This window comes from Agarivorans sp. (assembly GCF_050295395.1).
In the GTDB taxonomy this organism is placed as follows: domain Bacteria; phylum Pseudomonadota; class Gammaproteobacteria; order Enterobacterales; family Celerinatantimonadaceae; genus Agarivorans.
Genome location: NZ_JBNKPP010000192.1, coordinates 1 through 21,782, shown reverse-complemented (window position 1 = coordinate 21,782; position 21,782 = coordinate 1). Strand labels below are relative to the sequence as shown.

At 47.0% G+C, this 21,782-nt stretch carries 23 protein-coding genes; 12 read left to right on the top strand and 11 right to left on the bottom strand.

Features of this window, described 5'->3' with window-relative positions; translation table 11 throughout:
• Window positions 1–224: 224 nt before the first annotated feature.
• Window positions 225–878: a 7-cyano-7-deazaguanine/7-aminomethyl-7-deazaguanine transporter gene (locus ACQY6Q_RS11275; RefSeq protein ID WP_427981461.1), complete on the top strand. Its 654-nt coding sequence runs from the start codon at window positions 225–227 to the stop codon at window positions 876–878.
• A gap of 46 nt (window positions 879–924) precedes the next feature.
• On the opposite strand, the gene ACQY6Q_RS11270 is transcribed toward ACQY6Q_RS11275, so the two are convergent.
• Complete coding sequence (locus ACQY6Q_RS11270; RefSeq protein ID WP_427981459.1) at window positions 925–1,371, bottom strand: DUF2059 domain-containing protein; 447 nt, start codon at window positions 1,369–1,371, stop codon at window positions 925–927.
• A 166-nt stretch (window positions 1,372–1,537) separates the two neighbouring features.
• On the opposite strand from ACQY6Q_RS11270, the gene ACQY6Q_RS11265 reads away from it, so the two are divergent.
• The gene (locus ACQY6Q_RS11265; protein ID WP_427981457.1) at window positions 1,538–1,987 is read left to right on the top strand and encodes a DUF3859 domain-containing protein; all 450 of its coding nucleotides are present in this window, start codon (window positions 1,538–1,540) and stop codon (window positions 1,985–1,987) included.
• 56 nt (window positions 1,988–2,043) lie between these two features.
• On the opposite strand, the gene ACQY6Q_RS11260 is transcribed toward ACQY6Q_RS11265, so the two are convergent.
• Window positions 2,044–2,211, bottom strand: coding sequence for a PA3496 family putative envelope integrity protein (locus ACQY6Q_RS11260; protein WP_427981455.1), 168 nt, complete (start codon window positions 2,209–2,211; stop codon window positions 2,044–2,046).
• Between the two features lie 370 nt (window positions 2,212–2,581).
• Here ACQY6Q_RS11260 and ACQY6Q_RS11255 point away from each other — a divergent pair, with 370 nt between their 5' ends.
• From ACQY6Q_RS11255 to ACQY6Q_RS11240, 4 genes are all read left to right on the top strand, one after another.
• Window positions 2,582–3,133, top strand: coding sequence for a cytochrome b (locus ACQY6Q_RS11255; RefSeq protein WP_427981494.1), 552 nt, complete (start codon window positions 2,582–2,584; stop codon window positions 3,131–3,133).
• A gap of 15 nt (window positions 3,134–3,148) precedes the next feature.
• Window positions 3,149–3,727, top strand: a complete 579-nt coding sequence (locus ACQY6Q_RS11250; protein WP_427981453.1) for a YceI family protein — start codon at window positions 3,149–3,151, stop codon at window positions 3,725–3,727.
• Window positions 3,728–4,079: 352 nt separating this feature from the next.
• On the top strand, window positions 4,080–4,415 hold the full coding sequence (locus tag ACQY6Q_RS11245) for a DUF3634 family protein (RefSeq protein WP_427981451.1): 336 nt from the start codon (window positions 4,080–4,082) through the stop codon (window positions 4,413–4,415).
• 220 nt (window positions 4,416–4,635) lie between these two features.
• The gene (locus ACQY6Q_RS11240; RefSeq protein WP_427981448.1) at window positions 4,636–5,733 is read left to right on the top strand and encodes a glycosyltransferase; all 1,098 of its coding nucleotides are present in this window, start codon (window positions 4,636–4,638) and stop codon (window positions 5,731–5,733) included.
• A gap of 186 nt (window positions 5,734–5,919) precedes the next feature.
• Here the strand turns inward: ACQY6Q_RS11240 and ACQY6Q_RS11235 are convergent, their stop codons facing one another.
• Complete coding sequence (locus ACQY6Q_RS11235) at window positions 5,920–6,171, bottom strand: hypothetical protein (protein WP_427981445.1); 252 nt, start codon at window positions 6,169–6,171, stop codon at window positions 5,920–5,922.
• A gap of 84 nt (window positions 6,172–6,255) precedes the next feature.
• Window positions 6,256–7,161 carry a LysR substrate-binding domain-containing protein gene (locus ACQY6Q_RS11230; protein ID WP_427981443.1) on the bottom strand — a complete coding sequence of 302 codons (906 nt, stop codon included), beginning with the start codon at window positions 7,159–7,161 and terminating at the stop codon, window positions 6,256–6,258.
• Between the two features lie 190 nt (window positions 7,162–7,351).
• Between ACQY6Q_RS11230 and focA the strand changes: the two genes are divergently transcribed.
• Window positions 7,352–8,884, top strand: coding sequence for a formate transporter FocA (gene focA, locus ACQY6Q_RS11225; RefSeq protein ID WP_427981440.1), 1,533 nt, complete (start codon window positions 7,352–7,354; stop codon window positions 8,882–8,884).
• On the opposite strand, the gene ACQY6Q_RS11220 is transcribed toward focA, so the two are convergent.
• The 6 genes from ACQY6Q_RS11220 to ACQY6Q_RS11195 all read right to left on the bottom strand — a co-directional run bounded on the left by ACQY6Q_RS11220 (window position 8,881) and on the right by ACQY6Q_RS11195 (window position 13,718).
• Window positions 8,881–9,975: a tetratricopeptide repeat protein gene (locus tag ACQY6Q_RS11220; protein ID WP_427981437.1), complete on the bottom strand. Its 1,095-nt coding sequence runs from the start codon at window positions 9,973–9,975 to the stop codon at window positions 8,881–8,883. The genes focA and ACQY6Q_RS11220 overlap by 4 nt on opposite strands.
• A gap of 79 nt (window positions 9,976–10,054) precedes the next feature.
• Complete coding sequence (locus ACQY6Q_RS11215; protein ID WP_427981434.1) at window positions 10,055–10,723, bottom strand: energy transducer TonB; 669 nt, start codon at window positions 10,721–10,723, stop codon at window positions 10,055–10,057.
• Window positions 10,723–11,133 (bottom strand): ExbD/TolR family protein, encoded by a 411-nt coding sequence (locus ACQY6Q_RS11210; RefSeq protein WP_427981431.1) that lies wholly within the window; start codon window positions 11,131–11,133, stop codon window positions 10,723–10,725. The genes ACQY6Q_RS11215 and ACQY6Q_RS11210 overlap by 1 nt, the downstream gene beginning before the upstream one ends.
• Window positions 11,133–11,675: a MotA/TolQ/ExbB proton channel family protein gene (locus ACQY6Q_RS11205; RefSeq protein WP_427981429.1), complete on the bottom strand. Its 543-nt coding sequence runs from the start codon at window positions 11,673–11,675 to the stop codon at window positions 11,133–11,135. Before ACQY6Q_RS11205 ends, ACQY6Q_RS11210 begins: the two co-directional genes overlap by 1 nt.
• A complete protein-coding gene (locus ACQY6Q_RS11200; protein WP_427981426.1) occupies window positions 11,675–12,988 on the bottom strand; it encodes a MotA/TolQ/ExbB proton channel family protein in 1,314 nt (437 codons plus the stop codon). The genes ACQY6Q_RS11205 and ACQY6Q_RS11200 overlap by 1 nt, the downstream gene beginning before the upstream one ends.
• Complete coding sequence (locus ACQY6Q_RS11195; RefSeq protein ID WP_427981424.1) at window positions 12,981–13,718, bottom strand: DUF3450 domain-containing protein; 738 nt, start codon at window positions 13,716–13,718, stop codon at window positions 12,981–12,983. Before ACQY6Q_RS11195 ends, ACQY6Q_RS11200 begins: the two co-directional genes overlap by 8 nt.
• A gap of 291 nt (window positions 13,719–14,009) precedes the next feature.
• Between ACQY6Q_RS11195 and ACQY6Q_RS11190 the strand changes: the two genes are divergently transcribed.
• From ACQY6Q_RS11190 to ACQY6Q_RS11170, 5 genes are all read left to right on the top strand, one after another.
• Window positions 14,010–16,454, top strand: a complete 2,445-nt coding sequence (locus ACQY6Q_RS11190; RefSeq protein WP_427981422.1) for an EAL domain-containing protein — start codon at window positions 14,010–14,012, stop codon at window positions 16,452–16,454.
• Between the two features lie 59 nt (window positions 16,455–16,513).
• Window positions 16,514–16,927: an alternative ribosome rescue aminoacyl-tRNA hydrolase ArfB gene (gene arfB / locus ACQY6Q_RS11185; RefSeq protein WP_427981420.1), complete on the top strand. Its 414-nt coding sequence runs from the start codon at window positions 16,514–16,516 to the stop codon at window positions 16,925–16,927.
• A 163-nt stretch (window positions 16,928–17,090) separates the two neighbouring features.
• Window positions 17,091–18,077, top strand: coding sequence for a carbohydrate kinase family protein (locus ACQY6Q_RS11180; RefSeq protein WP_427981418.1), 987 nt, complete (start codon window positions 17,091–17,093; stop codon window positions 18,075–18,077).
• Between the two features lie 2 nt (window positions 18,078–18,079).
• Window positions 18,080–19,264 carry an AGE family epimerase/isomerase gene (locus tag ACQY6Q_RS11175; protein WP_427981416.1) on the top strand — a complete coding sequence of 395 codons (1,185 nt, stop codon included), beginning with the start codon at window positions 18,080–18,082 and terminating at the stop codon, window positions 19,262–19,264.
• 132 nt (window positions 19,265–19,396) lie between these two features.
• Window positions 19,397–20,686, top strand: a complete 1,290-nt coding sequence (locus ACQY6Q_RS11170) for a cation:proton antiporter (protein ID WP_427981414.1) — start codon at window positions 19,397–19,399, stop codon at window positions 20,684–20,686.
• A 308-nt stretch (window positions 20,687–20,994) separates the two neighbouring features.
• Here the strand turns inward: ACQY6Q_RS11170 and ACQY6Q_RS11165 are convergent, their stop codons facing one another.
• Complete coding sequence (locus tag ACQY6Q_RS11165) at window positions 20,995–21,576, bottom strand: hypothetical protein (protein WP_427981411.1); 582 nt, start codon at window positions 21,574–21,576, stop codon at window positions 20,995–20,997.
• Window positions 21,577–21,782: the final 206 nt, after the last annotated feature.

Genomic DNA, 21,782 nt, shown 5'->3' with positions numbered 1-21,782 from the left:
GCTGCCATCAGGCAGGCCAATGCTTCAGTGTACCCAAGAACGCGCATTCAGCGAAGCCTTAGCTGTGGTGTTTGCTTAAAAACTGTTAGTTGTTGTAGAAAAATTTAGCGCAGGGTTCGCTTAAGCGGATTGCTTGGCTATTGAACTTGCCGAGCGCTTGTGAAATACTCCCGCGCCCTTGGGTTCTCTCACCCCCAATTAACAAAAAGATAGGTCATAGTTACATGTGGTTTTTACAATTAAATGAGGCCGAGCGCCGTAGCGTGCTAATCCTTGCCTCCTTCCATATTATCGCCATTACCGCGAGCAATTATTTAGTTCAACTTCCCTTTATCTTGTTTGGTTTTCATACCACTTGGGGGGCGTTTACCTTCCCGTTTATTTTCTTGGCAACCGACTTAACGGTGCGCTTATTTGGCGCCAGCCGAGCCAGAAAAATTATCTTTTTGGCGATGTTCCCGGCTTTAATCGTGAGCTACTTGGTATCGGTGGTATTTTATCAAGGTGCTTATCAAGGTCTATCGGGCTTATTGTCTTGGAATGGCTTTGTGGCACGTATCGCACTAGCTAGCTTCTTGGCTTATACGGTGGGGCAATTGCTAGATGTTAAGGTGTTCGACCGGTTACGCCAGCTTAAGTTATGGTGGGTGGCTCCGGCTTGCTCCAGCGTATTTGGTAATTTAGTGGATACCTTCTTATTTTTTGCGGTGGCGTTTTTCGCTAGTAGTGATGCCTTCATGGCAGAGCATTGGGTAGAAATCGCTTGGGTCGATTATGGCTTTAAGTTAGCGGTGAATTTGGCTTTGTTCGTACCGCTTTATGGCATGTTGCTGCATTTTCTGCAAAGCCGACTCCATCCTCAAAAAGCGCTGGCCTAAGCCATTTATTGAAGCTCGCCAGAGCCACTGGCGAGCTTGCTATTCTCTAGTTACTGCTTTGCTGTTGTTTTCTTTTTAGCGCTTCTTGCTGCAACATATCTTGTAGTTTTTCATGGTGTCCTTTGGCTACCATGGCGCTGGCAATCGCTGTTTCTTGTATTAAAGTGGCGTTTAACGCCTGACTTTTCTTACCCACTGGGGTTTTGTAGAAGGCGACCAATTGGCTTAGCTCTTCATCCGTGAAGTGCTTTTGGTATACCTCGGCAATTTTGGGTTTGATTTCTTCCCAGGTCAGGTAGCTCTCGGCCCATTGCGTTAATACTTCTTGATAGTCGGCCAAAGGCGGGTTACTACGCACCAATGCGCTATTAAGATTGTGCCGAATAATCTTCATTTGTTGTTCGCTATCATTTAGTGCGAGCAGTTCATCTATGGGGCTGGCTTGTAGGGTACAAGTGGCAAAGAGTAGGGCGGCGGCAAATAGCTTTTTCATAGCGTCATCCTTGAAGTAGTGTAAAGCTGCCATTTTCAACAGCTAGTGATTTATCTTGTTAGCCTACACCTTCTATAACGAGGGTGAAAGGATTGTCATGGTTGATCTGCTTAAGCTTGGTTAAAATAGTGCTTTGATTAATCACGATAAGGCGAGTAATAGATAGATGGCTAAAGCCAAACCTCAGGTAAAACTACATAGCTATGGAATATATAGTCACTGGGATAGTGATGCTAAAGCCTTACCGCAGATCCGCGAATTTACCACTCGAGTCGAAGCCGAGCTAGAGGTGGAATTTGGTTTAATAGTGAATATTAAAAAGGCCAAAGGACAGCAGCTGCATTATTGCATTTATCATCCCGATATACCTGATGAAGAGGGACAGGTGATGGCTCCCTTTGCAGGGGATGAATATGTGCGCAGTAACGACTGGGACTTTTACCTCGGTGACACCATTTGGGCACCGGTGAGTAATAAACTGGGAATATGGCGAATGACCATTGAGCTGGCTGGTCAGCTGGTGGCCGATAAATCCTTTGAGCTCTATCAACAGCAGGCGGGAGATGCGGCTGATTTTTTCAATCCTCGTCGCAAGTCTAAGCAGAAGCTTCGTTAGACTTTAATCAAAGGCAGGCTGCATAGGCACCTGCCGTGCAGGGACTGGTTTAGCGGTTATCCTTGAGTCTCACTAAGATAAGCCTGTAATTGCTTCCTTTCCTCGTACTCGTCGATACGACGACGAGCGCGCGCTTTATCTTTTTGTGTCTTGTGACTCTTGGCTTTGGCCGTGAAGTCTTGTTCTTCCCATTCATCAAAATCATCGAAATGCGAGTGTTTCATGCTCAATCCTAGCTTTAACTTAATCACTTGTTGATTTGGCTTGGTTGCAACGATGCTGAGCCCAGCCGATAAATACGCGATAAAATATAGCCAGATAACATGAAAGCTTTATGACGAGAGAGCTGATTAAGTGAACGTTGATTGTTACAACTAGCTAACAATGAATGGTCAGAATTAAGCCTAAAGTGTTTGAGGTTTAAATGGCTTTTATTGATTATATTTTTATTTATTGGCTGTTATCTGCCCGCATTGGTTATTATTTTTCTATTTTTTAGAATGTTTGGCAAAATTAATTGCAATTTTATTTGTAGTTTTGATCGGTCACACTAGTAAAACCAGTATTTTGCTGGATCTGTGGAAAGGAGAAGAAATGCGGATTCGTAACACCGAACACGGTTACGGTTGGTTAACAATTGTTTTACATTGGTTGGTCGCCTTAAGTGTTTTTGGTTTGTTTGGATTAGGCTTATTTATGGTAGACCTAAACTACTATTCTAGCTGGTATCAAACGGCGCCTAACATTCACAAAAGTGTCGGTATTTTGTTGTTTTTTACCATGTTATTCCGTTTGTTTTGGCGTGCCATAAATCCTAATACGGCGAGCCCTGCAAATCATAAAAACTGGGAAAAAACGGGAGCAAAATTAGGCCATTTTCTACTTTATGTGGTGTTGTTCAGCCTAATGATTTCCGGTTACCTCATCTCAACCGCTGATGGAAGAGCTATCAGTGTATTTGGTTGGTTTGATGTTCCTGCTTCAATTACCCAGATTCAGCAACAAGAGGAAATCGCTGGAGACATCCACGAAGTTCTCGCCTGGAGTTTAATGGTGCTGGTGGCAGGGCATGCCCTAGCAGCCCTCAAACACCATTTCATCGATAAAGACAGCACTTTAGTGCGCATGTTGAAATCAACTAAATAATTAAAGGTATCATTTATGAAAACACAACTTAAAGCCGCATTATTGTTAGCTAGCACTGTAGCCATCGCTTTGCCTGCTAGCGCCGCCGATTACGTCATTGATACGCGCGGTGCTCATGCCTCTATCAATTTCAAAGTTAACCATTTGGGTTATAGCTTTGTAGTAGGCCGCTTCGACAATTTCAGTGGTGACTTCAGCTATGATCAAGCTGCGCCAGAAGCGACTACTGTAGCGGTAAAAATCGATACTAGCTCAGTCAACTCTAACCATGCCGAGCGTGATAAGCACATTCGCAGTGAAGATTTCTTAGCCGTTGATCAATACCCAGAGGCGAGCTTTAACAGCACTAAATATGAAGCGACTAGCGAAGATAGCGGTACCCTTTACGGTAAGCTCACCTTACGTGGTGTGACTAAAGAGATTGCCATCGATGTGAATAAAGTGGGTGAAGGTGCCGATCCTTGGGGCGGTTATCGTGCCGGTTTTGTTGGCAGCACCGAATTAGTGATGAAGGATTTTGGTATTCCAATGGACCTTGGGCCTAAATCGACCACTGTTGCGATGGAATTAGTTATCGAAGGCGTTAAAAAATAGTTTTTTCTCAAGCTGCCCCAGGGGCAGCTTTTCTCTTTTTCTTTTATTACTGATCGTTAGTTTTTAGCTGTTATTATCACGCCAGTTTCGCCACTTCATCCTGATATTTTGAAATTATCATGAATAGCTCAATTATTGACCATTTTATGAAACTGTTTTCATAACTTTTAGTGGCTTAATTTGTTGATCAAGTTAGCAATTTAGATATGAATGATTGCTTGTCTATGAAATTTTGATCTGTCCCCTAGCTATTCATTTGGCTAAATACTACCCTTGTTGAGCTTCTACATTTCAACACATTTAATGTGTTGATTATTTTATGGTTTATGCAAAAAACACAGGGAGTGTTGGTTTGGCTATCAGTATAATAATTTGCTTAGTTGTCTTAGCGGTGTTGGGGTTTAGACTTAGGCATATTCATTATACCTTTGTCTGCGAATTACGTTCAGGCAAGGTAAATGTAATTAAGGGGCATGTTCCCAGCTCTTTTGTGCATGATTGTCGCCAGATGATGCGTGGCCGAAAAGTAGTGGGCTTAGTTAAGGGAATTCAACGTAATGGCAGTATGCACCTGCATTTTTCTCGCTCTATTACACAAGCAGACCAAATTTATTTGGAAAAGAAGTTTCCGCATAAGCTATATAGCTCGGATGCTTCGGATATAAACGGTAGTGTTACGCTCGACTAATAAAATAAATAGCGAAAAGCCCGGTAATTACCGGGCTTTTCTATTGCTGGGCTAAGCTGATGCAGGCCTTGACTTATACGGCCAAAAAATAGCCGGACTATTCTATTCAAGTGATTCTTTTTTTAGCAAAAATAAGCTTAGCTTTGGCCAAAATAGTGCTTCTTTAGCCTGAACTGGCTTATAGTATTGCAACTAAGGATGGCTAATTAAGTATTGTATTGTGAATAATCTAGCAACAAAGAGTATTTGTCATGTGGTGAGCAGTCTGCTGGTGGGCGGCGCTGAGCGGTTTGTGATCGACTTATGCGTAGAACAACGTGCCCAGGGAATGCAAGCTGAAATCGTCTCCTTTGGTGAGCTGGGTGACCCACTGGTTGCGGTGGCCGAAGCCTTAGGCATTAAGGTGAGTGTGGTTAAGGGCATCAAGGGCTTAATGCAATTTCGTTTATGGCGCGCCTTTCGCGCTCAGTCGATTATTCATTTTCATTCCCCTGCCGCGCTCAAGGTGGCCTTGCCGATACTGCCTTTTTGTTTGGATAGAAAAATGGTTTATACCCGCCATGGTGCCGACCCTTTGGCCAGCGCATCGTGGCGTAAGGTACATCAGTTTGCTCGTCGTTACATCGACAATATTTGTTTTGTCTCTTTGGAGGGGCAACAGGTGTTTCACCAGCAGCACGGCTGGGAACATGTCGCATCGGCGGTGATTGACAATGGCATTGCCATGCCGGAAGAGCGAGAGGTAGTGCCGCACCCGCAAGACGGCCGCTTAAGAATTGGCTCTGTGGGAAGAATGGTCGCCTTAAAACATCAAATCAGCTTATTAAAGGCAGTGGCTTTGCTGCCTGTTTCGCTAGCGCAAAAAATCGAAGTGCACTTTTTTGGCAGTGGTGACCAACTGCCGCTGCTGCAGCAGTTTAGTCAGCAACACTTACAGCAAAGCGAGGTGATTTTTCATGGCTTGGTGAGTGAGCGCGCTGAAATATACAATCGCTTTGAGTTATTGGTAGTGACCTCGGAAACCGAAGGCATGTCTTTAGCGATCATGGAGGCAATGGCGTACAAACGGGCGGTGGCTGCCACCAAGGTTGGAGGTAATCCCCTATTAGTGGAGCAGGGCAAAACTGGTTATTTGTTTAACTATGACGACAGCCAAGCCTTGGCTGAATTGATAGAGCAAGCGCTGACCTGTCCTGAGCAAGTGATTGCTTTTGGGGAGCAGGGGCGACAACGCATCTTAAATCAGTTCTCTTTACAGCGAACCCAGCAGCAATACCAAGCTGTTTACGATGAGCGAGCCAGCAGCCCTCACAATTAAGGTTGTTGTTTAGCTGAGCTTGGCAGCTTGCTGGTTTGTTGCCAATGCTGCGGCACGGCCTGACTGTGCGGCTTATTTAAGGCGCGTTTAATGTCGTTAATCAAGCATAAGAAAAAATGACTATGGCTAACAAGGATAGGGCTACTAGGTTGTTTTCTCTGTAGTGACCCCAGTAGCCTTTAACGTTTAGTGTGGCTGTTTAGCTGAGGCGGGCTGCTTGCTGGTTTGTTGCCAATGCTGTGGCACGGCCTGACGACGCGGCTTATTTAAGGCGCGTTTAATACTGTTAATCAACCATAAGAAAAAAATGGCTATGGCTAACAAGGACAAAGCAATGGCGATGTTTTCTTGCTGAGCTGGATTGGCGATGCTGGCCGTTGCCTGCGCAGACCAAATTGAACTAAATGAAATAACTAAGCCAGAGATGAACAATTTCATGGATATTGCCTAAAATCAAATGATAATGATTATCATTTGATTTTAGGCCTTTGTCAGATTTATGCAAGCAGTTTATACAGCGACTTACATTTCTCTATGTAATACCTCGAACATCCGTTTGGCTTCGGTTATCACTAAATCGCGTAGTGGATTAGAGGGCGTATCATTGCGCCAAACAAAGGACAGAGAGCGTTCAATGCTGAGTTCCGGCACGTTAAGTCGCACTAAATCCCCCAATTCCAACGCTTTTAACACATCTAAATAGGGCAAACAGCTTAAGTAGTTATTGTTAGCAACCAGCGAGCGTAGCACCGGTACATGCTCATATTCGCGGTGAACTTTGAGTGACTCAATGGTGCCTTGAATGGCGCTATCAAATACCCGTCGCGTTCCTGCGCCGGGCTCGCGTAATACCCAACTGGCCTGTTCCAGTTGCGCGATGCTGACTCGTTCCAGTTTGGCATAGGGATGATGGGCCGCTGCCACGATAACTAAGTGGTCGTTACACCAAACTTGATGGGCTATGCGGTCATCGTCACAGCGACCTTCTATCACTCCGAGCTGGTAATCGTAATTAATTAAGCCGTTAATAACCTCTGCAGTATTCTCTACGGAAAAACGTACTCGTAATTGTGGGAAGTTACTATCAATAGAACTGATAAGGTCAGGGATGAGGTGCTCTGCGGCGGTTTGGCTGGCACACAATTGCAGCTCGCCGCTAACCAAATGTTGTTCGGCAAAACCTTCTTCTATTTGCATGGCATCCAGCAATAGTTGCTTCGCCTTGGGGCGGAGCCAAAGTCCCCACTGGCTAAGTACCATGCGCTTTCCGCGTCGATCGAACAAGGGTTTGCCAAGCAGCCTTTCGAGTTGTGCTAGAGACATGCTGGCCGCCGATTGAGTCAGAGCTAGGTGCTCTGCTGCGGCGCTCACACTGCCATGGGTGGCAACTGCTTCAAATACCGTTAATTGTTTTAATGAGTAACGCATTTATCTCTCCAAAGGGGGGCGCAGCTGGCTACGCTCAAGTTACCTAGAATGATAGGCAAGGTCGCTATCAATTGTATTGATATGGCTCATAAAAATTATCCGCTTACCAGCAGAAATTATTCTCTATAAGGTAATGGCACGATTAACTTTTAGTGACTTTAAGTTGCTTGCTATTACAGGTTTAAAGTAAATGAATCCCCTTGACGTAGAGCACTTCTCAGCGCCAAAGATGCTTAACGGCGGCACCAAAGCGGAGTCGCCTCTGGCTGCGCTTAGCCCCGAGCAAATGACCCAGTATGCCGAACAGTATGCGTATAAAAAAGCAACCAATACTACGGCTAAAACAGTGAGTTTGGCGATAAGTGCCGGGGTGTTTATTGGTTTAGCCTTTGTTTTCTATATCACCGTAACTACAGGTTCGATGGCTGTTGGTTGGGGAATTAATCGGCTATTTGGCGGACTAGCCTTTAGTTTAGGGCTAGTACTACTGGTGGTTTGTGGTGGCGAGTTGTTCACCAGTAGTGTGTTGTCGATTATTCCCCGAGCCAGCGGTCAACTTAATACTCGCGCCATGCTCGCCAATTGGAGCAAGGTATATCTGGGTAACTTCATTGGCGCACTGTTGTTAGTTGGTGTAGTCAGTGGGGCCAAGTTGTACCAGTTAGACCATGGCCAGTGGGGTCTTAACGCCATGTCTATTGCGCAACATAAGCTAGAGCACGGCTTCATCCAAGCGGTATTGTTGGGCTTACTTTGTAACTTATTGGTGTGCTTAGCCGTATGGATGACCTTTAGCGCTAAAACCAGCGCAGCTAAGGCCGGCTTGGTGATATTGCCGGTGGCGATGTTTGTTAGCACTGGCTTTGAGCACGTGGTAGCCAACATGTTCATGGTGCCTTTAGGTATCGCCATTAAGAGCTGGGCAGAACCTGCATTTTGGGCACAAATTGGCCTCGCCGAAACCACTTTTGAGCATCTAACGTGGGCAAACTTTGCTAGACACAATCTCCTTCCCGTCACTATCGGCAACATCCTTGGTGGTGCGCTAGTGGTAGGGCTGGGCTATTGGTCGGTTTACAGCCGCAAACCAGCAAGTAAACAAGCCGCTGCTAACAATCTATCCGTTTTATCAAATCAATTTTATGGTCCTGTTGGAGAACCTACTATGCAAAATCTTAAAACTCTTACTGTCGCTGATGTCATGAGCTCAGCCGACAATGCGCTTAGTCCTGATATGACCATCGCCAGCGCATGTGACGCTTTATTAGCCCAGGAATTGTCTGGTGCCGTTGTAGTTAATGAAAAAAATGAGTTAGTTGGATTTATCTCTGAACTAGAAATTTTACGCAAACTGTGGCTAGAAGATTACAGCAAACCAAGTGCCACCAACGTAGCAAGCATCATGCAAAAGGACATCATGACCGTGGCACCCAATCATAACTTATTAAAACTGGCTGAATACATGAGTGTTGACGTAACTCAAGTTTACCCAGTATCTGACTCTGGCATGTTACTCAGTTCTACTCACCAACCATTAGAAGAGCGCTTACGTAATAGTAGTGTTTACCGTCCTAAAATCTTCCCAGTGGTAGAAAACGGCAAATTGGTGGGGGTAGTGACTCGTCATCAAGTGCTTAAAGCGCTGCGTCCAGCCTTAGGTGCGCCGGTTAAGTTAAATGAAACAGCGGACTTCGAAGCCATCGCCGAGTCTTCAGTCGCTTAGGGAAATTGTTTTAAGTAATCCAAAGCTTGTTGGCTAGTAGAGGCGGTTGCAGGGAATGCAGCCGCCTTTTTTAATGCCTGGTGCGCTTCGCTATAACGCTCTAATCTCAGATACAATAAACCCTGCTGTAAGTAGTTTTCCGCTTGGTTGGCTCCAGTTAAACGATTAGCTTGCTGGTAACTGGCAATGCTATCGCCTATTTTTCCCAGTTGTGCCTGAGCGTAGGCCAGTAGCTGGTAGCTGTTGGCGTCTTGGTGATGTTTGGCGTACTGGCCAAAACATGTCACCGCGCGAGTATACTCTTTGGCGCTGAGCCAAAGCTGGCATAGGTTGTGTTGGTATTGCTGGCGGCTAAGTAGATGATGTTGTATGCCCTCACTAAGCAGATGCGCAGCCTGATAAGGCTGGCCATGTTGCTGCATTAGTTGGCTTAGCGTTTGATAATGTTGGGCTTGGCTAAACAAGCCCAAGCGATGGGCTTGTTCTAAGTAGGCTTGCGCTTGCTCGGCTTCACCTTGGCGCAGCTGAAGCTGGCTGAGTTGCCACCACGACGACATTTCCTCAGGTTGCGCTTTGAGGATCTGCTGCTGAGCCGCAATGGCCCCAAGCCAGTTTTGTTGTTGGCTGTAAATCACCACCGCCAGTTGCCACCAACTTAAGGGGATTGGCGAGGGCTTGCTTAGCGCTAGCTGAATACTTTGCGCCGCGGCTGGCCATCGCTCGGCCCTCGCTTGGGCTTGGGCCAACCAATACTCAAGCTGGTAGTTGGTCGCTTGATTAGAGTGGCTCTTCCAGCGCTGGAAACTGGCTATGGCGCGTTGCCATTGCTGAGTTTGCAGCTGTAATTGAGCTATCATCAATAAACTTTGTTGTTGTAGTGGTTCAGCTAATTGCTGCAGCTGGTAGGCTTGTTCTAAGTAGCTTAATGCAGCGGGATAACGCTGTTGTTGCAGTTCAACTTGGCTTAAATAGTATAAGGCGTAAGCCTGCGCCGTTGGTCGTTGCTGTTTTTGGTATTGCTGCTGCAATTGCTCGAAACGGGCGTGAGCCTGCTGGTACTGGCCTGCACTGAGTAGTTTCTGGCTGGCCATCAGTTGTCGGCTTTCTCCTTCGGAGAGCGGCTGAGCCAATGAAGAGAATGCTATAAGAAAGATTGATAGTAAACTTAAGTTATTGATCATGGGTTAATTTGAACTCAATCTTTTGCCTGCTGTTAAAGCCGAATGGGGTGGTTTGTTGATTGATCGGATAACGCCATTGGCTAATGGTGCGCTTAGCGGCTTGCTCAAATACGCCGCTGGGTGTGGCATCTACCACTCGAATGCTAGACGCGAGCACCTCCCCATTTGGTTTTACAGTAAACTCTAAGGTCACGCTGCCTTCTATATTACGCCGTCGCGCCGCCAGCGGGTATTCCGGTGGGTGTCGGTATTGCGGCTGAATGCTTAGCTTGAGTAAGGGGCCGCTGGCTGCGTTGGCGTGCAGCTCAGAGTTGATTAGGCCATTCGCTAGGCTTAAGTCATGGTTAAACTCTGCACTATCCAAGTCGGGTAAGCTTAAGTTACTGAGCGTTACCGGCGCTGGCGAGCTTTGATGTGGCGCAGGGCTGAGGTTTAGCTGGTTTGGCGGTACCGGGGTAACGCTGGAGGGGGCTTCTGGCAATTGGCGTTGGCGAACGTGTAGTTCACTTGGCTGAGTTAACTTAAACAGCTGGATTGGGGCGAAGTCTGGAGGACTGAGCGGGCGCTCTTTGGGCAAGCCAGAGAGCTGTGCCAGCGCAATGAAAACACCGCTTGCGAGTAGGCTTCCTAGTGGCAGCACCAGCAGAATACGTAGCATTAGCGTTGGCTCTTACTGGTGGCTAAGCGATAGTCGATTTTGGCTAGTCGCAATTGATCCAGCACCTGTACCAGTTGTCCGGTAGTGGTTTGTTGGTCGGCTTGTAATAACACCAGCAGTGCTGGCTGTTGCTGTTTTCGCTGAGTTAAGCGAGCTTTAAGTAAACGTAAGTCGGTGCTTTGACCGTCCAATATCAAGCTGCCATCCGCCGCCAGCAGCAGGGGGAGCGCTGGGCGTGTTTGCTCGCTAGCGCTGTTGGCACTGGGTGGGTTTATTTCAATGCCTAAGGGTTTTACCAAGCTGCTACTCACGATGAAAAAAATCAGCATAATGAAGACAATATCTAACATTGGTGTGAGATTAATTTCTGCGTCTTCTTCGTTAAGGCTTAATTGGCGTCGAGATTTCATTAATGGCTCCCTAAGCTTAGGCCCGAGGCCGTTAAGCTAAGCTTGCTGCGCTGGCTCCAGCGCTTCAAATAAGTAAAATTGATAAGACCTAAGAGGGCTATGCTCATACCTAACATGGTGGGCAATGTCGCCCGGGCGATGGCTGCCGCCATTTGCTGCGGCTGGTTGTTAGCGCTTAATGCCATGCTATCAAACACTTCAATCATACCACTCACCGTCCCTAGCAAACCGAGCAGCGGACAAAGGCTAATCAAGTTTTTAATTAGGCTGAGATAACGCCCCAACGCTAGTTCTAAATCGCAACGTCGGCTTAAATCTTCGGCGGCGGTTTGCCAGTGCAGCGGTAGGGCGTGGATTAGGGTTTGCTGGTAGCGGCGTAACTGTTTGGGGTAACTGACAAAACGGAACCAATAGCGCTCCAGCAATAGGCTAGCTAATAGGCTGCTTAGCACCAGCAGTAGACTGAGTACCCAGCCTCCCTGATAGAGTATATCGCTAAGACTGTGGCTGGCTTGCTGCCAAACATAGACTAGGCTGTTCATTAGTTGGACTTAACCGCAGGCTGCTCTGCGCGGTGTTGTTGGGCCAACATCGCCAAGCTTTTTTGCTGCATCAACTGCAATAGTAAGCGGCTGCGCGAGTTTAATAGGCTAGAGCAAAACAATAAGGGAATGGCTGCCACTAAGCCTAGTACGGTGGTTACCAGTGCTTGCGATATGCCTGAAGCGAGTAGTTTGGGATCGCCATTGCCAAATAAACTGATACTTTGAAAGGTCACTATCATACCGACGACGGTGCCTAATAAGCCAAGCAGCGGGGTAACCGCGGCGAATAATTTAACCAGACTTTGGCCGCGCTCTAGTTGAGGCAATTCTAATAAAATGGCTTGGTCTACTTGCAGTTCCAGTTGTTCTAGCGAAGCCAATGGGGCTGAAGCAGCTAACAATACTCTGCCTAAGGGGTTGTTGGCTCTGGCTTTGGCTTCGGTCAGTTGGCGGCGCACCGCGCGCTCAGTCAGCAACAAGCGAATAATTCGGTACAGCGCGACCGCTAAACCAATGCAGGCTAAAGCAATAATTACCCAACCCACCTTACCACCTTGCTGGACCCGCTCGCTCAGCGACGGATAATAGTCTAATTGACGCAGTAGCTGGCCTCGCGAAGGGTCTACTAACAATTGTGTGGCCTTGCCTGTGTAATAATCACGGGCTAGCTGCTGTGTTGCGGGCTGGCTGGGATAGACCCGCAGCTGCTGGGCTTCACTCTGCCATTCAAGATATTCACCCTGTTGGTTGATGATGTTGAAGCTGCCAATGCGTAGTAAGGTTTGCTGCTGAAGCTCGCCTTGCTGGTCTACGAAGTTTGCATCAAAAAAACTGATAGTGCCGCTAGCTTGTAGTTGTTTTACCAGCGTAGAGCTCAGCTCCTGCATGTCTTGAGCACTCACTAAGCTGCGTTGCGGGGCAAACTCTAGTTGCTGAGCCCACTGGGGGTATTGGCTGCTAAGCAGGGATTGGCGTAACGTGGTTTGGCTTTCTTCAGCCTTTTGTTTAAGTAAATCAAATACTGGCCCTAGTTGACCACTTTGTTGCTGTAATTGCTGTTGTTGTTCGCTGATAGCCCGCTCGTTGGCCTGAAATTGCTGTTGTAGCTGCTGCTGTTGCTGTTGAGCTTGCAACAAGCGTTGCTTGGTGGCTTCAAGTTGCTGTTGCTGCTGCTGCAAACGCTGCACAAAGCCTTGCTCTCGCTGCTGGTTTTGCTGTTGGGTTTGCTGTAGCAAGCTAGGGCTGGCGGCTTGGGCGCTAAGGCCAAGTAAGCTCAGACCTATCGCGACAAGTTGGTAGTACTTATTCATCACTCGCCTCCTTAACGGCAGGCAGTGGTAATTGCAGTAAGGCTGGTGGCTGCTGTTGCCAGGCTATCGCTATGGCTTGGCCTAACTCTCGATTGGCGGCGTCATCAAGCGCTTGCCAACGTTGTTGCTCGGCCTGCCATAGGGCTGATGATTGCCCATTTAAGCTTTGGTAGTACAGGGCGGTGCGACCGAGGCGAAAGTAGTTGACTTGTTGCTCACCCAAAGCCCCAGAGTAGGCTTCGATGGTGTCCCCGTATTCCATTTCAATTTGAAAGGCCTCTAATACCTGACGATATTTTTCGGCCAAACTCACATCGGCGCGGTCTAGCAAGTTAGTTAGGCGATTAAGCCGCTGCTGGCGTTCTTGCATTAGAAAAGGTAAATCGCTACTAACAAAGCTCTGCAACCGGCTCAATAACTGATGCACCATCGGTAGCGCGAGCTGCTGGCTGTGCTGCAGTTCGCTTAAGTCTTGGTCTAACTGAGACAATTGCTGGTTTTGCTGGGCAATCATGGCGCTTAAGTGCAGGTTATATTGCTCTAATAGTTGCGCCTGTTGCAGTAGCGCTTGGCTTTGCTCGGCGAAGACTTGGCGCTGTTGCTCGATGTCGTCTATGCGTTGTTGTGATGCACTATTGAGTTGTTGAATGCGTAGTTGGTTATCAACATCCACACTGGCTTGGGCATGAGCCATCAACAGAGCAGCAAAGATAAAAATCAGGCATCGCATAACGAAAAACGTCCCTTAGCTAACGAGGAGCCCCATGGGTTTAACTATCTTGGCGAGCGAATGGCTCGCTTAAGTTTAAAACTTTGGGGCTAGATGAGTGTATTTTAAACAAGCGAGATTATAAGGCAAAAGCAGGCGCTTAAAGTGAATTATCTGCATGATCGTACTCTAGCTACCGCAGTAAATACTTGCTGGAGGTATCGCGAGTGGCGCTTCGCGGTAAATTGACATCAACATTGGCTGAAATTGATGTAAAATCGCCGTTTAATTGTTCACAACGTTGGCCCATGGATGAAACGTCGCCTTTCATTACGTTACCTTTTGTTTTTCTTGAGCATGACCGCAGCCATTCTACCCACTTTGTTGGTGAGTTCGTGGTTTCAGCAGCAACTGCGTGAACATCAAGCGGCAATGGTGCAAGAGAAGCATTTGCTGATTGCTAAAAATTTAAGTTTGGTGCTTGAACAATATGCCCAGCAAATCTCGGTAGTGTTTAATGGGCTGTCTCATACCCTGGTAGAGGAACACCCTTCGGAAGATTTAGCTCCCTTATTAGAGGGCGTTAATATTTACGCTTTAGCTGAGTGGCAGTTGGGGCGAGGGCAGCGTTTTTTTTATGGTTCTCTTAACCCTAACTTGTTTGTTAATCCGCCGGTGCAATTGCAAGTGGCGATCGAGCAAGCGAGAAAGCATCGAGGACAGGTGATTTTTAGTGGCGTGGTGGTTGAAGGGCTCGCTCAGCCGAGCCTTATTCTGTGTGTTTATCAAGGTGACGATCGCTACTGGATTGGTGCTTTGGGTACGCAATACTTTTTGAAAACCCAAGCGGCGTTAAATTTTGGCGAACAGGGGCATGCCGCCATTTTTGACCAATACGCCAGAGTGCTGGCTCATCCTAATCCGCAGTGGTATTTACACGCCGAAAATCTTTCTGAACTGAGCCCCTTAGCCAAAATGCGTAAGCTGAGCTCGGGGGTTGATCAGTTCTATTCGCCTGCTTTACAAAAAGAGATGATTGCCGGCTTTGCGCGGGTCGAATCGACCGGTTGGCGGGTAATTGTGCCGCAGCCTCTAGCCGAGTTACAACTGCAGTCGCTTGAGTTACAGCGTTATGCCTTTATCGTTAGCTTAGTTTGTTTGTTACTAGTAGGGCTGGTGACTTGGTTTCTCGCCTGCATGATCGTTAGCCCGATTCGTAAGGTTGTCGAGACCGCAGAGGAGATTTCTCAGGGTGAAATGGGTAAATATGTCCAATTAAATCGTTGGTGCACTCCAGTAGAAATTGCCGCTTTAGAATCCAAGTTTAACGCCATGGCCGGAGAAGTGTATACCAGTAGAACGCTATTAGAACAGCGGGTTAAACAGCGCACTGCCGCCTTAAGTAAAGAAGTGGCGGTGAGGAAAAAGGCTCAGCAGCAAATTTGGCAGCAAGCCAATTTTGATCCGCTAACCAAACTGCCTAATCGGCGCATGATCAACCGTTTATTGAATGATGCCATTGCCAGCCGCAATGGCGAACAACGAGTGGCTTTAATGTTGCTGGACTTAGATCAGTTCAAGGGCATTAACGATACCCTCGGCCACGACATGGGCGATATGCTGCTGCAAATTGCCGCCCAACGTATTCAGCATTGTATCGCTGAAGGGGAGCATGTGGCGCGCCTTGGTGGTGACGAATTTGTGATCCTACTTAACGAGCAGGCGCAAGGCCAACGGGTGGCCGAAGTAGGCGAGGCGGTGCTGCAAACGCTTAATACGCCTTTTCAATTAGGCATTGAACGGGTTTATATTTCTACCAGTATTGGTGTGTCGTTTGCCCCAGATGATGGTGATAGCATCGACGATTTACTTAAACATGCCGATCAGGCTATGTATGTAGCCAAGCAACAGGGGCGTAATCGCTTAAGCTATTTTACCGCTTCACTGCAAGAGCAAGCGCAGGTGCGGCGGATGCTCGCCAACGACTTACGCCAAGCTGTGGCGAAAAATCAGTTGCATTTGCATTACCAACCGATTGTTGAATTAAGCACTGGGCGTTTGATTAAAGCTGAAGTACTGGTGCGTTGGCTGCACCCCCAGCAGGGCTGGATTAGTCCCAGCGATTTTATTCATATCGCCGAAGAAACCGGCATCGTATTGGAAATGGGCAACTGGATCTTCTCGCAGGCGGTGGCGCAACTTAAAGTTTGGAAGGCGCAAGGCATGGCTCCCATTCAGCTGACTATTAATACCTCGCCAAAGCAGTATTATGAAACCGAGTTTGATGTGGCGCAGTGGTTACAGGAGCTGCAAGACGCTGGGCTCTCTAGCGCCGATGTGGTGATGGAAATTACCGAAGGTTTGTTAATGGAGAATAGCCCGCAGGTTGACCAAAAATTGTTGGCTTTGAGTGAAGCCGGTGTGGCAGTGGCCTTAGATGACTTTGGTACTGGGTATTCTTCGCTAGCCTACTTGCAGAAGTTTGATATTGAGTTTCTAAAAATTGATCGCATGTTCATCGAAAACCTAGCTCAAGATGGTGATGATTTGGCGGTGTGTAAGGCGATTATAGTGATGGCACATAAGTTGGGCATAGAGGTGATCGCCGAAGGCATTGAAACCGCCTTACAGGCGACTTTATTGGAAGAAGCTGGGTGTGACTATGCTCAGGGTTTTTGGTTTTCTGAGCCGCTTAATGCCCAGGCTTTTAGCGAGATACTGGCTGGGCAGGTCTCTTTGTTGCCACCGAAATGCTAAGCTGGACTAGCTTTGTTACACTGTAGTTCGCACTCAGTGTTATCAAGGTTGTTTGTATCATGCTGGAAATTTCAAATCAGCTTCGTTTGGCCGAATGGGAAATCGAATTAAGCGCTATTCGTGCTCAGGGCGCCGGCGGGCAAAATGTTAATAAAGTCGCCAGCGCGGTTCACCTTCGCTTCGACATTCAACGCTCTAGCTTACCGGCTTTTTATAAAGAGCGTTTGCTAAAACTCAATGATCAACGGATTAGCAAAGAAGGTGTGGTAATCATCAAGGCGCAGTCTCACCGCACCCAAGAGCGCAATAAAGAAGATGCCTTATTACGCTTGAAGGAGTTGATTATGAGTGCAGCTGCGGTACAGAAAAAACGCCGCCCCACTAAAGCGACTTATGGATCTCAGCGTCGGCGCATGGATAAAAAGACCCAACGAGGCCAAACCAAGCAGCTACGCTCTAAGATCAGCTATTAAAGACCTGGCAATAAATCCTAGCCCTCTCTAGGGTTTAGCTGGTCAGTGATCTTGCTCGAAAAAAGCAAGGAAACACCCCCTCTAGACACAAATCAGCCTGACTCATCCCTCGTTTCTGTGTAAGGTTTTTGTTCCTTTTTTATAGCAGTTATGAGGTTATAGGGTGTCGCGTTTATTGGCATTTGGTGAAGTATTGGTGGATTGGATCCCGCTTGAGTTACAACGCCAAGGACGGCTTGAGATACCTATTTATGGACAATTTCCCGGTGGTGCTCCGGCTAATGTGGCGGTTGCTGTGGCAGGCTTGGGCCAGCCCGCCTATATGCTGGGGCAAGTGGGCACCGATCCCGCGGGAGATTTTTTACGAGACTGTTTACTGCGCCAGCAGGTGAACTGTGACTACTTGTTACGCAGCGAGCAACATGCCACGCCAATGGCTTTTGTCAGTTTAGATGCCGATGGAGAGCGCAGTTTTACCTTTCAGCGCAGTGATAGCGCCGATTTAAAAGTGAAAGCCAGTTCGTTTCCGCTGAGTCTATTTCAAGAGCCGGGAATTGTTCACGTTTGTTCGAATACCTTAACCGAAGCAGAAATTGCCATGACTACCATGTCGCTACTGGCCAATGCGCGACAGGCCGGCATGTTGGTTAGCTTTGATGTGAATTTACGCCTACCCTTGTGGCAGGATACATCGGCATTGGTGAAGCGGGTGATGGCGCTGGCGGGTCTTAGCGATATGCTGAAATTGAGCCAGCAAGAGTGGGATTATTTGACTGAGCAGTTGGCGGTGAAGGAGCTCGATGCCAGCTTGTTTGCGCTAGGTGTGCAAGTGATTTTGCTAACCAATGGTGGCGAGGCGGTGCAGCTATTATTGCCTAAACAACGGATTAGTCTCACGCCGCCGCAGCTAGAGGTAGTGGATACCACCGGCGCTGGAGATGCTTTCACGGGGGCTTGGCTAGCCTGTTTACTAGAGCAGAACATCGACAGTTTACCCGCTTTAAAGCAGGCACTGGTTCAGCCTCAAGCCTTACAGCAAGCCCTAACTTACGCGGTTCATGCGGGCGCTTTAGCGGTGACTAAAGCAGGTGCTTGGAGTGCCTTACCCAATGCCGATGAATTAAACGCTTTTATTCAAGCCAAGGAGTAACTATGTTGCCTGTTTTTCGTAGTAGCCAGTTTTTGCAAGAACACTTGTTAAGCCTGAGCGACTTTTATCGGCAGTATGCGATTGACCCTGAAGGCGGCTATTTTCAATCTTTGCTGCCCAGTGGTGAAGTGCAGCAGGGCAGCGTGAAACAATTGGTGAGTTCCACGCGCTTGGCTTACATTTTTGCTCAGGTGGGATTACGAGAGAACAATAAGCACTACTTGGCCTTGGCCGAACATGGTTTTAGCTATGTTGAGCAGGTACATTTTGATCCACAAAGACAGGCTTATAACTGGCTATTGGATGGGCATCAAGCGATAGATAAAGGTAATCTTTGTTATGGTTTGGCTTTTGTTATGTTGATGTACTCGGCAGCCATTAAAGTTGGGCGTCAAGGAGCCAAGCAGCAACTCCAACATTGTTTTGAGCTTATGGAGCAGCGTTTTTGGCAGCCTGAGTGGGGGCTCTATGCCGACGAAGCGAGCCCTGATTGGAGTGAACTTAGCCCCTATCGAGGTCAGAATGCTAATATGCATGCCTGCGAGGCGATGATCGCCGCTTATGAGGCTACTCAGGATTCTGTGTATTTACATCGGGCCATTACCATCGCGCAAAATATTTGCTTACGCCAAAGTTATGCCACCGACGGTTTAATTTGGGAACACTACCAACAGGATTGGCAGCTAGATTGGGATTTTAATAAAGATGATCCCAAAAACCTGTATCGGCCGTGGGGCTTTCAACCGGGTCACCAAACCGAATGGGCTAAGTTATTAGTGATGTTATCGCGCCACCATGCGGCTGCTTGGTTACTCCCCTGCGCCGAAAAGCTGTTTCGTTATGCCATGGAGAAAGCTTGGGATTATCAATATGGTGGCCTTTACTATGGTATGGCGCCGGATGGTTCGGTTTGTGATGATGAAAAATACTTTTGGGTGCAAGCCGAGTCCTTTGCTGCGGCCGCCTTGTTAGCTACGGCCACAGGAAAACAAGAGTATTGGAGTGCCTACGACAGCTTATGGAAATATAGTTGGCAGCATTTTTGTGACTCTACACATCAACCTTGGTGGCGCGTGTTGAGCCGTGAAGGCAAAGTACAAGATCCGCTGGTGGCTCGCCCCGGAGCCAAGATTGACTATCATACCATTGGTGCATGTTTAGAGGTATTGCGCGCCTTAGAAGTTTAAGTTTATTGCGTATCGTCAACTCATCACTAATATTTATTAAGGGCGATGTGCTGCTTCGCCCTTATATAAAAACCTTTCTGCGATAAGCTGTTATGCTAGGCTTGTCGTTTCGATGTTTAGGGAAAAACACTCGTGGATAGTTACTATACGCTTTGTTATTTAGCTGCCTTGGCGATGATTATCGCTTACATCAATAGCCGTATTGGCTCTTGGCAGTCCACCATTACCATTACTGCTGCTTCTATTTGTTTGTCCATACTGGCGATGGTTTTAGGCCAAAGCGGTTGGTTGCAAGCTTATCCGCAGTTAATCGAATCGATTCACGCGCTTAACTTTAAAGAGCTATTGCTGCATGGCATGTTAGGGTTCTTGCTGTTTGCTGGGGGATTAGGCATTAACCTGCGTTATTTGGAGCATCAGGCAAAAGAGATTGCCGTATTGGCCTTGCTCTCAACCCTGTTATCTAGCTTTATCGTAGCGGGTTTGTTATGGGTTTGTTTACCCTATATCGGCTTGCCGATGGACTTTATCTATTGCCTATTATTTGGCGCACTGATTTCACCCACCGACCCAATTGCGGTGCTAGCCATTGTGAAAAAGATGAATGCACCACGGCAAATCGCCGTGCAGGTGGAGGGGGAATCGCTATTTAATGACGGTTTTGGTTTGGTGATATTTGTTTCGGTATTTGGCATCGCCTTTGAGCAGCAAGAGCTTAGCGCGGCGTCTATTTCATGGTTATTTATCCAAGAAGCCTTAGGTGGCATTGCCTATGGTTTTGCGCTGGGTTTAGTGGCTAACTATTTAATTAAAAATACCGATGACGACTCCTTGGAATTACTCGTGAGTTTGGCCATTCCTTCGGCGGGTTTTGTCTTCGCCGAGCAACTGGGTGTATCAGGGGCTTTGGCGATGGTAGTCGCAGGGATATTTATTGGCCATGTGACACGCGAGCGGTATTTTACCAAGGCAAGCAAGCGTGGCTTTGATCACCTATGGCATGTCTTAGAAGAGTTTTTAAACAACCTGTTGTTTTTGCTGATTGGTTTGGTGCTGGTGGGTTTTGCCTTCCATATCGAAGACTTGTGGTTGATGTTACTGGCCATTCCTGTGGTATTGCTCAGTCGCTTACTCAGCGTCAGTATTCCCTATATTGGTTTCTCGATGATGCGTGCTTACAATCCGATGTCGGTACCGATTTTAACTTGGGGAGGCTTGCGTGGAGGGCTAGCTTTGGCGATGGCCATGTCGATCCCCGCTGGCGTGATGGTAGTGCCTGAGAAAAATATTGATGTGCGTGAAGTACTATTGGTAATGACTTACGCCGTGGTGGTGTTTTCTATTTTAGTGCAGGGTTCAAGCATTGTGCCCTTAATTAATAAAGCCAAAGAGTATGAGCGTAAAAGAAAAACGGCTGCTTAGCTTTGTTGGACAGTGAACTGTTTAGCTATTCAAGCCAAGTAAACCCAGTGCTTCAATAATAGGTTTGAGTGTAGTAATTATTATACTGATGCCTAAATAGTTTTTTAGGCGAGGAATACTTGGATAGCGGCATTCTAGCAAGATCCACAATAAGTAGATGGGCAGTAAGTAAGCTAAGAATACAATGCTTTCATTTATCTTTTGTCGACTGAATAGGCAAAGAATGACGAAGCTGAAATATAGCCATTTTTCCCAGCTACTTTTGTAGCAGTAAGTAAGAACAAGGTAATAGCCAAGGGCAGATAATATTAGCCATGGCATGATGTACACATCCCATATGCCGCAATACCTAAGCTACCCGAGGCAAGGTTGCCAAATGCTCCCACTCCCATTACTGGAGCTAAACCACCCGCAATGGCCCCTGAGAAAGCTGCGATGCTAATGCTTCTGAAACTTGAATTTCCTCCTGATGCCCCTAGTTCACTCATCACTCCCAGAGTCCCGCCGACAAAGGCCCCAACAACTACAGCGGGAACAGCTCGAGCAGATACGCCTTCTGGTATCGATGATTTTATTACAATAGTGTCGCTTTCTGGCCTAATGATTAGGCGCCCCATAGCGTTATTTAAAGCGAACTTGTGCTCCACATAAACGTATTCGCTTGGGTAAAGAAAAAGCGCTGTCATATCAGGACGATATAGCTCCAACGGTTCTGAGGATAGATTGATAACTAATGACAAGTTCTGCCTCGTGTCAATACAGTGTCCTGAGTTGTCGTTTATCGAATAATATTTGTTGATGGTTGGTAGATTGCATATATCAAAATTTGGTAAAGCTAAGCTTGGAAAAGAAGTAATGATCATTGTTAGAAACAATAACGCGTATTTCATGAATTAGTTCTCCTTAACTAGATTTATTTTAGCTTATCGTAAATGATAATTGTTATCAATTGATAGTGTTATTATTTGTCGGCCGTGGCATAGCTGCTGTTAGTAGCATCATTGTCGTAAATCAGGTCTACGGCGATGGCGATACCCGCTGGCGTGATGGTAGTGCCTGAGAAAAATATTGATGTGCGTGAAGTACTATTGGTAAT

Excerpts from the sequence above, each read along its gene's own strand:
- ACQY6Q_RS11210 (WP_427981431.1), bottom strand. The coding sequence starts at position 11,133 with ATGAAATCTCGACGCCAATTAAGCCTTAACGAAGAAGACGCAGAAATT.
- arfB (WP_427981420.1), top strand. The coding sequence starts at position 16,514 with ATGCTGGAAATTTCAAATCAGCTTCGTTTGGCCGAATGGGAAATCGAA.
- ACQY6Q_RS11200 (WP_427981426.1), bottom strand. The coding sequence starts at position 12,988 with ATGAATAAGTACTACCAACTTGTCGCGATAGGTCTGAGCTTACTTGGC.
- focA (WP_427981440.1), top strand. The coding sequence starts at position 7,352 with ATGAATCCCCTTGACGTAGAGCACTTCTCAGCGCCAAAGATGCTTAAC.
- ACQY6Q_RS11195 (WP_427981424.1), bottom strand. The coding sequence starts at position 13,718 with ATGCGATGCCTGATTTTTATCTTTGCTGCTCTGTTGATGGCTCATGCC.
- ACQY6Q_RS11250 (WP_427981453.1), top strand. The coding sequence starts at position 3,149 with ATGAAAACACAACTTAAAGCCGCATTATTGTTAGCTAGCACTGTAGCC.
- ACQY6Q_RS11190 (WP_427981422.1), top strand. The coding sequence starts at position 14,010 with ATGAAACGTCGCCTTTCATTACGTTACCTTTTGTTTTTCTTGAGCATG.
- ACQY6Q_RS11275 (WP_427981461.1), top strand. The coding sequence starts at position 225 with ATGTGGTTTTTACAATTAAATGAGGCCGAGCGCCGTAGCGTGCTAATC.
- ACQY6Q_RS11205 (WP_427981429.1), bottom strand. The coding sequence starts at position 11,675 with ATGAACAGCCTAGTCTATGTTTGGCAGCAAGCCAGCCACAGTCTTAGC.
- ACQY6Q_RS11270 (WP_427981459.1), bottom strand. The coding sequence starts at position 1,371 with ATGAAAAAGCTATTTGCCGCCGCCCTACTCTTTGCCACTTGTACCCTA.
- ACQY6Q_RS11260 (WP_427981455.1), bottom strand. The coding sequence starts at position 2,211 with ATGAAACACTCGCATTTCGATGATTTTGATGAATGGGAAGAACAAGAC.
- ACQY6Q_RS11265 (WP_427981457.1), top strand. The coding sequence starts at position 1,538 with ATGGCTAAAGCCAAACCTCAGGTAAAACTACATAGCTATGGAATATAT.
- ACQY6Q_RS11230 (WP_427981443.1), bottom strand. The coding sequence starts at position 7,161 with ATGCGTTACTCATTAAAACAATTAACGGTATTTGAAGCAGTTGCCACC.
- ACQY6Q_RS11175 (WP_427981416.1), top strand. The coding sequence starts at position 18,080 with ATGTTGCCTGTTTTTCGTAGTAGCCAGTTTTTGCAAGAACACTTGTTA.
- ACQY6Q_RS11165 (WP_427981411.1), bottom strand. The coding sequence starts at position 21,576 with ATGAAATACGCGTTATTGTTTCTAACAATGATCATTACTTCTTTTCCA.
- ACQY6Q_RS11235 (WP_427981445.1), bottom strand. The coding sequence starts at position 6,171 with ATGAAATTGTTCATCTCTGGCTTAGTTATTTCATTTAGTTCAATTTGG.
- ACQY6Q_RS11220 (WP_427981437.1), bottom strand. The coding sequence starts at position 9,975 with ATGGCCAGCCAGAAACTACTCAGTGCAGGCCAGTACCAGCAGGCTCAC.
- ACQY6Q_RS11215 (WP_427981434.1), bottom strand. The coding sequence starts at position 10,723 with ATGCTACGTATTCTGCTGGTGCTGCCACTAGGAAGCCTACTCGCAAGC.
- ACQY6Q_RS11255 (WP_427981494.1), top strand. The coding sequence starts at position 2,582 with ATGCGGATTCGTAACACCGAACACGGTTACGGTTGGTTAACAATTGTT.